General features: G+C 71.8%; 11 protein-coding genes. 10 read left to right on the top strand and 1 reads right to left on the bottom strand.

Going from position 1 to position 12,312, the window contains the following annotated elements; genetic code table 11:
- Window positions 1-115 precede the first annotated feature (115 nt).
- Window positions 116-1,150 carry a LacI family DNA-binding transcriptional regulator gene (locus ETU37_RS10860; RefSeq protein ID WP_129987317.1) on the bottom strand — a complete coding sequence of 345 codons (1,035 nt, stop codon included), beginning with the start codon at window positions 1,148-1,150 and terminating at the stop codon, window positions 116-118.
- 136 nt (window positions 1,151-1,286) lie between these two features.
- On the opposite strand from ETU37_RS10860, the gene ETU37_RS10855 reads away from it, so the two are divergent.
- From ETU37_RS10855 to ETU37_RS10810, 10 genes are all read left to right on the top strand, one after another.
- Window positions 1,287-2,519, top strand: a complete 1,233-nt coding sequence (locus ETU37_RS10855; RefSeq protein ID WP_129987316.1) for an amino acid ABC transporter substrate-binding protein — start codon at window positions 1,287-1,289, stop codon at window positions 2,517-2,519.
- 10 nt (window positions 2,520-2,529) lie between these two features.
- Window positions 2,530-3,408 carry a branched-chain amino acid ABC transporter permease gene (locus ETU37_RS10850; RefSeq protein ID WP_129987315.1) on the top strand — a complete coding sequence of 293 codons (879 nt, stop codon included), beginning with the start codon at window positions 2,530-2,532 and terminating at the stop codon, window positions 3,406-3,408.
- Complete coding sequence (locus tag ETU37_RS10845; RefSeq protein WP_240755668.1) at window positions 3,392-4,450, top strand: branched-chain amino acid ABC transporter permease; 1,059 nt, start codon at window positions 3,392-3,394, stop codon at window positions 4,448-4,450. Before ETU37_RS10850 ends, ETU37_RS10845 begins: the two co-directional genes overlap by 17 nt.
- Complete coding sequence (locus ETU37_RS10840) at window positions 4,447-5,202, top strand: ABC transporter ATP-binding protein (protein ID WP_129987314.1); 756 nt, start codon at window positions 4,447-4,449, stop codon at window positions 5,200-5,202. The genes ETU37_RS10845 and ETU37_RS10840 overlap by 4 nt, the downstream gene beginning before the upstream one ends.
- On the top strand, window positions 5,192-5,983 hold the full coding sequence (locus ETU37_RS10835) for an ABC transporter ATP-binding protein (RefSeq protein ID WP_129987313.1): 792 nt from the start codon (window positions 5,192-5,194) through the stop codon (window positions 5,981-5,983). Before ETU37_RS10840 ends, ETU37_RS10835 begins: the two co-directional genes overlap by 11 nt.
- Window positions 5,976-7,115, top strand: coding sequence for a Gfo/Idh/MocA family protein (locus ETU37_RS10830; protein WP_206053855.1), 1,140 nt, complete (start codon window positions 5,976-5,978; stop codon window positions 7,113-7,115). The genes ETU37_RS10835 and ETU37_RS10830 overlap by 8 nt, the downstream gene beginning before the upstream one ends.
- Window positions 7,112-8,287: a dihydrodipicolinate synthase family protein gene (locus tag ETU37_RS10825; RefSeq protein ID WP_129987312.1), complete on the top strand. Its 1,176-nt coding sequence runs from the start codon at window positions 7,112-7,114 to the stop codon at window positions 8,285-8,287. Before ETU37_RS10830 ends, ETU37_RS10825 begins: the two co-directional genes overlap by 4 nt.
- Window positions 8,284-9,183, top strand: a complete 900-nt coding sequence (locus ETU37_RS10820) for a sugar phosphate isomerase/epimerase family protein (protein ID WP_129987311.1) — start codon at window positions 8,284-8,286, stop codon at window positions 9,181-9,183. The genes ETU37_RS10825 and ETU37_RS10820 overlap by 4 nt, the downstream gene beginning before the upstream one ends.
- A 44-nt stretch (window positions 9,184-9,227) precedes the next feature.
- Window positions 9,228-9,935, top strand: coding sequence for a hypothetical protein (locus ETU37_RS10815; RefSeq protein ID WP_129987310.1), 708 nt, complete (start codon window positions 9,228-9,230; stop codon window positions 9,933-9,935).
- An 81-nt stretch (window positions 9,936-10,016) separates the two neighbouring features.
- A complete protein-coding gene (locus ETU37_RS10810; RefSeq protein ID WP_129987309.1) occupies window positions 10,017-12,308 on the top strand; it encodes a PQQ-dependent sugar dehydrogenase in 2,292 nt (763 codons plus the stop codon).
- Window positions 12,309-12,312: the final 4 nt, after the last annotated feature.

Here is a 12,312-nt window from a genome sequence, read left to right as displayed (position 1 = left end):
GCGGCGTTGCCGTCACTCGACGGGCCGCCGGCCCGCCTTCGCTCCGGCGCCTTGCCATCGCACGCACCGGACGACGCTCGCGACGGCCAGAATTGAGAGCCACACCCTAGACCCGTCAGCGGCGCGGCGGCGCCGTCGAGTCGCGGGCGACGACCTCGTGGCCGGCGTGCCGGCGGCGGGGCCGGGACGACGGCTCCTTGAGCGCCAGCAGCAGCGCTTGCTCCCCCATCTCCGCCATCGGCAGCCGCACCGTCGTGAGGGACGGCGCCAGGTCCTGCGCGACGGCCACGTCGTCGAACCCGGCGACCGAGACGTCCTCCGGCACCGACACGCCCCGCGCCCGGAGCGCGGAGAGCACGCCGATCGCCATGTCGTCGTTGAGCGCGAGGATCGCGGTGGTCTCCGGGTGCTCGTCGAGGATCCGCTCGGCTGCCTGACGGCCGCCGGCCCGGGTGAACTCCGCCTCGACCACCGGCACCGACGCCGGGTCGATCCCCTCGGCGGTCAGCGCCTCCTCGACGCCCGTCATCCGGTCGGCGATCGTCGTCAGCTCGCGCGCCCCCGAGGCCACGGCGATCCGCCGGTGCCCGAGGCCGAGCAGGTGCTCGGTGATCGCGCGCCCGCCCTTCTGGTTGTCCGGCAGCACCGCGTCGGCGCCGAGGTGGTGCCGGCCGATCACCGCAACCCGCCCGCCGGCGCGCTGGAACGCCTGCAGGTCCGCCTTGGCCGCCGCCTGCTTCGAGGCGTCGACGAAGCCCGAGCCGGCGACGATGATCGCGCCTACCCGGTTGGCCACCAGCAGCCGGATCTGGTCGAGCTCGCGCTCCGGGTCGCGACCGGTGTGGCAGATCTGCACGGTGAGGCCCTCGCGGGCGCCGACGCGGAGCACGCCGCTGGCGATCTCGGCGAAGTACGGGTCGCCGATCTCGTGGACGACCAGGCCGACCGACCGCGACACGCCGCCGGCCAGGCTGCGCGCGTGCACGTTGGCGACGTACCCCAGGCGCCGCGCGACCTCGCGCACGCGCTCGGCCACCGCCTCGCTCACCCCGGGCGCGCCCGACAGGCTGCGCGACGCCGTGGCCAGCGAGACGCCGGCCTGCTCGGCCACGTCCTGCAGCCGCAGCGTCGCCGTCCGTTCCTTCGGCACGCGCCCTCCTCGATCCCCCGCGGTCTGGTCCGATCCGAATTCTTGCCCTTGTGACGCTTGCCACGCCGGACATCGTCAGACTAGATTACCGAAAGCGCTTACGAAAGCGCTTACGTAATCACTCTCGAGGAGCGACATGAAGGTCTCGACCAGTCTCCGGCTCAGCGCACTCGCGGCGACGTCCAGCCTCGCCCTCACCGGCTGCATCAGCTCGGGCTCGGCCGGCGGCGACGGTGGCGACGGCGAGGACGCCCCGATCAAGATCGGCATCTCGCTGCCGCTGACCGGCGACTTCTCCGAGCCCGGCAAGGGCGTCCAGCGCGGCTACGAGGCCTGGGCCGACCACGTCAACGAGAACGGCGGCCTCCTGGGCCGCCAGGTCGAGCTGACCATCCTCGACGACCAGTCCAACGCCGACCGGGTGGCCGCCGACTACGAGAAGCTGATCAACCAGGACGGCGTCGACCTCGTCTTCGGACCGTTCTCGACCCGCCTCGTGGTGCCGGCCGCCCAGGTCGCGCAGGACTACGGCTTCCTCTTCGTGGAGCCGGCCGGCGCCGCCGAGGAGGTGTTCACGCAGGGCTTCGACAACCTCTTCTACGCCGCCCCGGCCGTCGCCGACGACCACTACGACCACCTCGCCGACGCGATCGAGGCGCTGCCCGAGGACGAGCGGCCGAAGACCGCCGCGTACGCCGCGATGGACGACCCGTTCGCGATGGGCACCGCCTACGGACTGAAGACCCGGCTCGAGGAGATGGGCGTCAAGACCGTCGTCGACGAGGTCTACCCGCCCAACACCACCGACTTCGGGTCGATCGCGGCCAAGATCGCCGACAGCGACGCCGACGTCGTCGTCGGGGGCACGCAGTACCAGGACGCGGTGAACCTGATCGTGGCCCTGCGCCAGCTCGACTACCAGCCGGAGATGGCGGCGTTCTCCACCGCGCCCACCAACCCGGAGTTCCCCGAGGCGATCGGCACCGAGACCGAGGGCATCCTCTCCCCCACCGGCTACACGCCCGAGGCGCCGTACGAGTCCAACCAGGAGTTCGTCGACTACTACACCGAGACGCACGGCACGCCGCCCGCCGAGGACGAGGCCAACGCGTGGACCACCGGCCAGGTCGTCGCCGCGGCCGTCGAGGCCGTCGGCTGCGCCGACCCCGACGCCGAGTGCCAGCAGCAGCTCATCGACTGGCTCCGCGAGAACGAGGTCGAGACCGTCGTCGGACCGCTCACCTGGGACGAGGCCGGACGGCCGCAGGGCGCCCACCTCATCCAGCAGTACGTCGACGGCAAGATCCGCATCGTGCTGCCCGAGGACGCCGCCGAGGCCGACCTGATCCTCGACAAGCCGGAGTGGTGAGGAAGCCCCGATGTCACTCCTCCTCCAGAGCCTCGTGCTCGGCGTGCTGCTCGGCGGGCTCTACGCCCTCCTCGCCGCCGGCCTGACCCTCTACTTCGGCGTGATGCGCGTGGTGATGATCGCCCACTCGGCGTTCCTGATCCTCGCGGCCTACCTCGCCTGGTTCTTCACCCGGACCACCGGGCTGGACCCGATGATCAGCCTGCTGCTGACCGTCCCGCTGTTCTTCGGGATCGGCGTGGTCATGCAGCGGCTGCTCATCTCCCGGCTCCGCCCGGCCACGCTGACGATGATGTCGGTGCTGCTCACCTTCTCGATCGCCCTGACCATCGAGGGCCTGCTCGGCTTCGCCTTCACCGGCACGCAACGCCGGATCCGGCTGCCGTACGGCGGAGCGAACTTCGAGATCCTCGGCGCCAACGTCGCGGTCGTGAAGCTCATCGCCTTCCTGCTGGCCGCGGTGTCGCTCGGCGCGCTGTTCCTGCTGCTGAAGAAGACGCAGTTCGGCCAGGCGCTCCGGGCCACGATCCAGCACCCCGAGGCCGCCCGCCTCGTCGGCATCAACACCGACCGGGTGGCCGGCTACGGCTTCGGGCTCGGCCTGGCCACGGCGGCGATCGGCGGGACGGCGCTCGCGCTCGACTCGACGATCTACCCGTCCCTGCACTGGCACTGGATCGGCCCACTGATGGCGATCATCGTCGTCGGCGGACTCGGCAGCATCCCGGGCGCCGCGATCGCCGCGATGGTGCTCGGCCTGGGGCAGTCGCTGCTGCAGATCCCGCTGGGCACCACCTGGGCCCAGACGTTCTTCTACATCGCCCTCTTCGCGACGCTGATGCTGCGTCCGCAGGGATTCTTCGGAGGTCGTCTTGCGCAGCGCTTCTAAGGCCCTCGGCCTCCTCGCGGCCGTCGCGTTCGTCGTCGCCTTCCCGCGCATGGCGCCCGACGCGTTCATCCTCTCGGTCGGCGTCGTGATCATGAGCTACGCCGTGCTCGCCACGTCGTGGAACTTCGTCGGCGGCTTCACCGGCTACATCTCGCTGGGCCACGCGGCGTACTCCGGTCTCGGGGCGTACGCCACCGGCCTGCTCGTCATCGAGACGGGCATGAACCCGTGGCTGGCGATGCTCGCCGGCGGCCTCCTCGTCGCGGCGTTCGCCGTGCCGGTCGGCATCGCCAGCCTCCGGGTCCGCGGCGCGTCCTTCGTGATCGTCTCGATCGCGCTGGTGCTGATCCTGCTGCTGGTCTTCCAGTCCTGGGGCTCGTTCACCGGCGGCTCCAACGGACTGCGCGTCCCGCGGCCGTTCGGCACCGACGTCCTCCGCCCCGAGCAGCACGAGCGGTTCTTCTACCTGCACGCCGTCCTGCTCGCGGTCGCGCTGCTGACCTGGTGGCTGATCGATCGCTCGCGGTTCGGCACCGGCCTCAAGGCGATCCGCGAGGACGAGGACAAGGCGCAGTCGCTCGGCGTTCCGACGTTCCAGTACAAGCTCGTCGCGTTCGTCGTCTCGGCGTTCTTCACCGCCCTCGGCGGCGGGATGTACGCCCTCTGGTTCGGCTTCCTCGACCCGATCTTCCAGTTCTCGATCCTGGTCGGCTCCTACATGGTGCTGATGAGCCTGCTCGGCGGCATCCGCAGCCTGTTCGGCCCGGTGCTGGGCGCGGTGATCGTCGGCTACGCGGTGGAGTACTTCAAGGCGCAGTACGGCGACACGCAGTTCCACCTCGTCGCGATGGGCCTGCTGCTCGCGCTGGTCGTGCTGTTCATGCCCGACGGGATCATCCCGGCCGCCTCCTCGCTGCTCAACCGGTTCCGCCCCCAGGCGGCGTCGATCCGCGAGGTCACCGCCGCCGAGCTGGCCGAGCAGCGCAGGTCCGCGGCCGACGCCGAGGAACGCGAGCCCGTCACGGAAGGAGCCCGCCGATGACCGTCACCGCCGCCGCGGTCCAGCCCAACCTGGCCACCGTCGGCCTGACCAAGTCGTTCGGCGGCGTCACCGCCGTCGACGGCGCGACCGTCACCTTCCAGCACGGCAAGGTCAACGCGCTGATCGGGCCCAACGGCTCGGGCAAGACGACGTTCTTCAACTGCGTCACCGGGATGATCAAGCCCGACGCCGGCACGGCGACGTACCGCGGGCGGGACATCACCGGCAAGGCGTCCCACCGGGTGGCCCGCACCGGGATCGGCCGCAGCTTCCAGCTGTGCCGGGTCTTCCCGCGGATGACGGTCATGGAGAACATGCTCGTCGCCGTCCGCTCCACCAGCCTGCGCCGCCAGCTCGCCTCGGCGCGCGACCCGCAGGAGCTCGACCGGGCGCGTGGCCTGCTCGCGCGGGTCGGCATCGACCACCTCGAGCACAGCGAGGCGCGCGACCTCTCCTACGGGCAGCAGAAGCTGCTCGAGCTGGCCGGCGTCCTGATGGCCGACCCGGAGACGATCATGCTCGACGAGCCCGCCGGGGGCGTGAACCCGGCGCTCATCGACCGGATCGCCAACCTCGTCCGCGACCTCAACGCCGAGGGCAAGACGTTCATCGTCGTCGAGCACAACATGGACCTCGTCATGAGCCTGTCCGACCACGTCGTCGTCTTCGACCGCGGCCGGCAGATCTGCGAGGGGCCGCCGTCGGTCGTGCAGAACGACCCCCGAGTCCTGGAGGCCTACCTTGGCATCTGACAGCGCAGCTCCGAGCGAGTACCTGCTCGAGCTCGACGACATCGAGGCCGGCTACGGCCGCGCCGCCCTCGTCCTGCGCGGGCTCACCGTCAAGGTCCCGCCGGCGACGGTGGTCTGCCTGGTCGGCCCCAACGGCGCCGGCAAGTCGACGGTCCTCAAGGTCGCCAGCGGCATGCTCACCCCGCGCTCGGGCACGATCCGGGTCGCGGGCCACGACGTCACCCGCAACAACCCGCAGCAGATGCTCGCCGCCGGGCTGTCGCACGTGCTCCAGGGGCACAGCGTCTTCAAGGAGATGACCGTCTCCGAGAACGTCATGCTCGGCGCCTACTCCGTGAAGGACAAGGCCGAGGTCGCCGGGCGCGTCGACTTCGTCAAGACGCTGTTCCCGGTCGTCGCCGACCGCTGGTCCGCGCTCGCGGGCGCGCTGTCGGGAGGCCAGCAGAAGCAGGTCGAGTTCGCCCGCTCGCTCATGGTGAGCCCGCGGGTCGTGCTCCTCGACGAGCCCTCGATGGGCCTCGACCCCAAGGCCACCGCCACCGTCTTCGAGCAGGTCGTGCGCATGCGCGACGCCGGCACCGCCGTCCTGCTCGTCGAGCAGAACGCCCGGCGCGCCCTCGAGACCGCCGACCTCGGCTGCGTCCTCGACCTCGGCCGGGTGCACATCTCCGGCCCGGCGCAGGACCTCCTCGCCGACCCGCAGCTCGCCGAGCTCTACCTCGGCGGCCGACCGGCCGCCACGACCGCCTCCCGCAGCAGCAAGGACACCACTCATGTCTGAGACCACCTACCGGATCCTGATGAACGGCGTCACCGGCCGGATGGGCTACCGCCAGCACCTGCTGCGCTCGGTCCTCGCCATCCGCGACGACGGCGGCATCCCTCTCCCGGACGGGAGCCGGCTGCAGGTCGAGCCGGTCCTGGTCGGCCGCAACGCCGAGAAGCTCGGCCGGCTCGCCGACGAGCACGGCATCGCCGACTGGACGACCGACCTCGACACCGCGCTCGCCGAGGACCCGGCGACGATCTACTTCGACGCGCAGGTCACCACCGAGCGGAAGAAGGCGATCCTCAAGGCGGTCGCCGCGGGCAAGCACGTCTACACCGAGAAGCCGATCGCCGAGTCGGTCGCCGAGGGGCAGGAGCTCGTCGACGCCGCCGAGAAGGCCGGGATCATCAACGGCGTCGTGCACGACAAGCTCTACCTGCCCGGCCTGATGAAGCTGAAGCGGCTCATCGACGGCGGCTTCTTCGGCCGGATCCTGTCGGTGCGCGGCGAGTTCGGCTACTGGGTCTTCGAGGGCGACTACCTCCCGTCGCAGCGGCCGAGCTGGAACTACCGGTCCCAGGACGGCGGCGGCATGGTCCTCGACATGTTCTGCCACTGGAACTACGTGCTGGAGAACCTGTTCGGCGGCGTCGAGGCGGTCACCGCCAGGGCCGTCACGCACATCCCGGAGCGCTGGGACGAGCACGGCGAGCGGTACGACGCCACGGCCGACGACGCGGCGTACGCGATCTTCGAGCTCGAGGGCGGTGTCATCGCCCAGGTGAACTCCTCGTGGGCGGTCCGCGTGGACCGCAAGGAGCTCGTGGAGTTCCAGGTCGACGGCACCCACGGCTCGGCCGTCGCCGGCCTGTTCGGCTGCCGGGTGCAGTCGCGGGTGCGCACGCCGAAGCCGGTGTGGAACCCCGACCTGCCCACCACCGAGGACTTCCGCGCGCAGTGGGACGAGGTGCCCGACAACCAGGAGTTCCGCAACGGCTTCCGGGCGCAGTGGGAGCAGTACCTCCTCGACGTGCACCACGGCCGTCCGCACCCCTACGACTTCGCCGCGGGGGTGCGCGGCCTCCAGCTCGTCGACGCGGGCCTGCAGTCCTCGGCCGAGGGTCGCCGGGTGGCAATGCGATGAGCCCCTCCCCCGGGTTCGTCGAGATCCCGCTCGCCGACGGCGGGTGGGAGCGGGTCGACCTGCGCGAGACACGGCAGTGGAAGGACCACCCGCAGCCGTTCGCCTCGCGGGTCGCGTTCGCCGCCGCCCACGTCGTCGCCGACCCGCGCGGGGAGAACGTGCCCGGTGCGCCGGCGGTCGTCGACTGGGAGTCGACGCTGGCGTTCCGTCGCGAGCTGTTCCGGTTCGGCTTCGGCGTCGCCGAGGCGATGGACACCGCCCAGCGCAACATGGGCCTCGACTGGCCGGCGGTGCAGGAGCTGGTCCGGCGCAGCGCCGAGCAGGCGCGGGAGTACGACGCCCGCATCGCGTCCGGCGCCGGCACGGACCAGGCCGCGCCCGGCTCACTCGCGACCGTCGCCGCCGTGCGGGACGCCTACGCCGAGCAGGTGGCCTTCGTCGAGTCCACCGGGTCGCAGGTGATCCTGATGGCCTCGCGGCAGCTCGCCGCGATCGCGCAGGGACCCGACGACTACGTCACCGTCTACGCCGACCTGCTCCGGCAGGCGCGCGAGCCGGTGATCCTGCACTGGCTCGGCGAGGCGTTCGACCCGCAGCTCGCGGGCTACTGGGGCTCGCGCGACGTGGACGCCGCGACCGCGACCTTCCTCGACCTCGTGCGCGAGCACGCCGCGAAGGTCGACGGGGTCAAGGTCTCGCTGCTCTCGGCCGACCACGAGGTGGCCCTGCGCGCCGCGCTGCCCGACGGCGTGCGGCTCTACACCGGTGACGACTTCCACTACCCCGAGCTGATCCGCGGCGACGGCACGCACCACTCCGACGCGCTGCTGGGCGCGTTCGCCGCCGTGGCGCCCGCCGCGTCGGCGGCGCTGACCGCGCTCGACGACGGCGACCTCGCGCTCTACGACGACGAGATGGCGCCGACGCTCGCGCTGTCCCGGCACGTGTTCGAAGCCCCGACGTACCACTACAAGACCGGCATCGCCTTCCTGTCCTGGCTGTCCGGGCACCAGCCCGGCTTCACGATGGTCGCCGGGCTCCAGTCCGCGCGCAGCAGCGTGCACCTGGGCCGGCTGTTCGCGCTCGCCAACGACGCACAGCTGCTGCCCGACCCGGAGCTCGCGGCGCACCGGCTCCGGCTCTGGCTCGAGTCCGCGGGGGTGGCGCGGTGACCGGGCCGCAGCTCGACGTCCCGAGCGGGCTGGCCGCCCGGGTGCCGACCCCCGAGCCCGGCGACCCCCGGCTTGGCCGGCTGTCGCTCAACCAGAAGACCGTCAACGGCTGGGACCTCCGCGCGGCCGTCGACGGCTGCGTGCGACACGGGCTGCCCTCGATCGGGGTCTGGCGCGAGCCGGTCGCCGAGGTCGGCCTCGCCGCCGCCACCGCGACGGTCCGCGACGCCGGCCTGCGGGTGTCGTCGGTCTGCCGCGGCGGGTTCTTCACCACCGCCGACGACGTCGAGCGCAAGGAGCGGCACGAGGACAACCTGCGCGCGCTCGACGAGTGCGCCGCGCTCGGCGCGCCCGCCCTCGTGCTCGTGCCCGGCGGGCTGCCCGCGGGCGACCGCGACCTCGCCGCCGCCCGGGACCGCGCCGCCTCCGCGATCGAGGCCCTGGTGCCGCACGCCCTCGACGTCGGCGTCCGGCTGGCGATCGAGCCGATGCACCCGATCTTCGCCGCCGACCGCGGCGTCGTCTCCACGCTCGCTCAGGCGCTCGACATCGCCGAGCCGCTGCCCGTCGAGGCCGTCGGCGTCGTCGTCGACGCCTTCCACGTGTGGTGGGAGCCCGGCGTGCTCGACCAGGTCGCCCGCGCCGGCGACCGGATCGCGTCGTACCAGGTGTGCGAGTGGATCACGCCGCTCCCGCCGGACGCCCTGCTCTCGCGCGGGATGATGGGCGACGGGCACGTCGACTTCGCCGCCCTCACCGCCGCGGTCGCCGCGGCCGGCTACCGGGGCGACGTCGAGGTCGAGATCTTCAACGCCGACGTCTGGGCGGCCGACGGCGACGCGGTCGTCGCCACGCTCGCCCGCCGCTACGTCGAGCTCGTGGAGCCGCACCTCTAGCAGCTCCGGCAGTCACGCCACACCTCACTCGGAAAGGTTCGGCCATGCCCCACCGCAGCACCCCCCGCGCCAGACGCACCGCCCTCGCCACGACGGGGGCCGCCGCGGCCGCCCTGGTCGCCGCGCTCGCTCCCGCGCCGCCCGGCGCCGCCGCGCCCGCGCAGGTCCGGGTCGTCGCGCCGGCCGAGCCGGAGCACTGGGACCCGCTCACCGACAGCAAGTGGGCGTTCGCCGACGGCCAGGTCGTGATGACCGAGCGGGGCACCGCTCCCCCGGGCCCTCGCCGGCCGTTCGAGTACGCCGTGGTCACCAAGGGCCCCGAGCTCGGCTCGCTCAGCTACCGCGCCGAGGTCCGCATCGACGAACCGGTCACGCGCAACGACCGCGACGTGATCCTGGTCTGGAACTTCCAGTCGCCCACGCGCTTCTACTACGCGCACCTCTCGCAGGACAACACGATCTACCCGCACAACGGGATCTTCGTGGTCGACGACGCCGACCGGCGCCGCATCGACGACCAGTGGACCGGCACCGTCGGCGCCACCCCCGCGATCGACGACACCGACTGGCACGACGTCCGGCTCGACTACGACGCCTCGACCGGCGCTGTCGCGGTGTACGTCGACGCGGCTGACGAGCCGCTGATGACCGCCACCGACACGACGTACGCCGGCGGCCGCGTCGGCTTCGGCTCCTTCGACAACTACGGACGCGCCAGGCACGTCAAGGTCGTCGGCACCCCCGCCGGCTGACCCGCACCACCACCTCACCACCTCACCACCACCCACACCCATCCATCCCATCCACCCGTCCTCAGGGAGGGCTGCTCCGCCATGCGCAGAAACCGCTGGTGGGCCGTAGCGTCGACGCTCGCCGTCGCCGCCGCGACCCTGACCCCGCTCACCGCCACGACCACCGCCACCGCCGCCGGACCCGGCGCCCCGCCGATCCCACCCGCCCCGACGCCCTCCACGCTCGGGCTCGTCCTCGAGGAGTACGCCCAGCTCCCGAAGTCCGACCCGACACCGGCACCCACCGACGCCCGGCTGATGCGGCACAACCGGATCAACTACATCGGCGAGGTGCCCGACGGCTCCGGCCGCCTGTACGTCCCCGACCTGAACGGGCCGCTCTACCTGCTGCGGGACGGCGAGGAGACCCGCTACCTCGACGTCAAGGCGCAGTTCCCGGACTTCTTCTCCGGCCGCGGCATGGGATCGGGCTTCGGCTTCGTCACCTTCCACCCGGAGTTCGCGAAGAACGGCAAGTTCTACACCGTCCACACCGAGGACCGGGACGCGATCGCGACCAAGCCCCCGACGTACCCCAACCAGCCCAACGCCTTCGTGCAGAGCGTCGTGACCGAGTGGACGGCGACCGACCCGTCGGCCGAGACGTTCAGCGGCACCTCCCGGGAGCTGTTCCGGTTCGGCTTCACCGAGCAGATCCACGCGATCCAGCAGATCGACTTCAACCCGACCGCGAAGCCCGGTGACGACGACTACGGCCTGCTCTACCTCGCCGTCGGCGACGGCGGCAACGGCGTCCGCAGCGACGTCCCGCAGGACCTCTCCACGCCCGCCGGCAAGATCCTGCGGATCGACCCGCTCGGCACGAACGGTCCCAACGGCCAGTACGGCATCCCCGCGACCAACCCCTGGGCCGGTCAGGACGGCGCGATCGGCGAGATCTGGGCCATCGGGATGCGCGACCCGCACCGGTTCAGCTGGGACGCCGGCGGCAAGCACGAGATGTACCTCGGCCACATCGGCCAGCGCGCCATCGAGGCGGTCTACGAGGTCGACCGAGGTGACGACTTCGGCTGGCCCGACGTCGAGTCGCGGCTCGACTACCAGAACGAGACCCAGTGCCGGCTCGACCCGATGACCCCGGAGCAGGCCGCCAAGGGCTACGACTTCCCGGTCGCGTCGTACGCCCACGACACCCCGGCCAACTGGAGCTGCAACGCCGACTCGGGCCACGCGATCTCCGGCGGGCTCGTGCACCGCGGTGACCTGCCCGGCCTCTACGGCAAGTACGTCTTCGGCGACCTCGTCGAGGGCAAGGTGTTCTACACCGACGCCGCCCAGATGCGCGACGACCTCGACCGCGAGGCGACCGTGCGCGAGATGCAGCTGTTCACCACCGACGGGAAGCGCGTGCGGATGCCCGACCTCGTCGGCGACGGCCGCATCGACCTGCGCTTCGGCACCGACGCCCACCGGAACCTCTACCTGCTGGCCAAGGCCAACGGGACGATCTGGAAGGTCGTGGGCACCAGGAACGCGCCGGTCCCGCAGGAGGTCGAGCCGTCGATGCGCGGCGACGTGGTCGCGCAGTACGACTTCGAGCACCCGTTCGCGGCCGACGACAGCAACGAGGAGGACCGCGGCGCCTCGCGCACCCTGCTCAAGCTGGTCAACGGCGGTGACCAGATGCGTGTCGACGACGGCGCCTACCCCGGTTCCCGCAACGCCCTGCAGCTCCGCAGCGCGGACGCCGCGACCGGTGCCCTGCCGTGGAAGGCCGGCTTCTGGGACGCCGACGCGAACGGTGCCGAGTCCCTGTCGCGGTTCAACGGAGCCGACGGGATCACCGTCATGGGCTGGTTCAAGATGACCGGCAACAACCCGACACCCGGCTACAACGCCGTCGGGCTCGCCGGCGTGCTCAGCGGCAACTCCGACGGGCACGGCGTGCGGGCGCTGCTGGAGCTCATCCAGGTGAACGGCGAGCTCAAGCTGGTCGCGCTCGGCAGGCGGATCGACACGGGGTCGTCGCAGACGTTCGCCGCCTCGCAGCCCTGGCAGGACCTGCTGCCGAACGGTGAGTGGGTGCACCTCGCGGCGACGTTCGACTACACCACGGGAGAGATGGCGCTCTACCGCAACGGCCTGCCGCTCGACGGGTTCTACACCGCGAGCAACGACCCGTGGAAGATCGACGGCACCGGCACCTCGGCCACGAACCCGCGCGGGCTCAAGGTCGGCGGGTCGTTCCCGCAGAACGCGTCGGAGCGCAACCCGTGCAACTGCCGCATGGACACGCTGATGTTCCTCGACCGGGAGGTCACGGCCGACGAGGTCGCGGCGCAGTACGCCCGGTTCCTCCGGCAGAAGGACTGAGCGA

The sequence above is a fragment of the Nocardioides iriomotensis genome (assembly GCF_004168035.1).
In the GTDB taxonomy this organism is placed as follows: Bacteria; Actinomycetota; Actinomycetes; order Propionibacteriales; family Nocardioidaceae; genus Nocardioides_B; species Nocardioides_B iriomotensis.
Note: the sequence above shows the minus strand (reverse complement) of the source record. Positions and strands in the feature narration are given on the sequence as shown.

Bases quoted from the DNA above. Each gene is read 5' to 3' on its own strand.
- ETU37_RS10855 (WP_129987316.1), top strand. From the start codon at position 1,287: ATGAAGGTCTCGACCAGTCTCCGGCTCAGCGCACTCGCGGCGACGTCC.
- ETU37_RS10850 (WP_129987315.1), top strand. From the start codon at position 2,530: ATGTCACTCCTCCTCCAGAGCCTCGTGCTCGGCGTGCTGCTCGGCGGG.
- ETU37_RS10840 (WP_129987314.1), top strand. From the start codon at position 4,447: ATGACCGTCACCGCCGCCGCGGTCCAGCCCAACCTGGCCACCGTCGGC.
- ETU37_RS10830 (WP_206053855.1), top strand. From the start codon at position 5,976: ATGTCTGAGACCACCTACCGGATCCTGATGAACGGCGTCACCGGCCGG.
- ETU37_RS10825 (WP_129987312.1), top strand. From the start codon at position 7,112: ATGAGCCCCTCCCCCGGGTTCGTCGAGATCCCGCTCGCCGACGGCGGG.
- ETU37_RS10815 (WP_129987310.1), top strand. From the start codon at position 9,228: ATGCCCCACCGCAGCACCCCCCGCGCCAGACGCACCGCCCTCGCCACG.
- ETU37_RS10810 (WP_129987309.1), top strand. From the start codon at position 10,017: ATGCGCAGAAACCGCTGGTGGGCCGTAGCGTCGACGCTCGCCGTCGCC.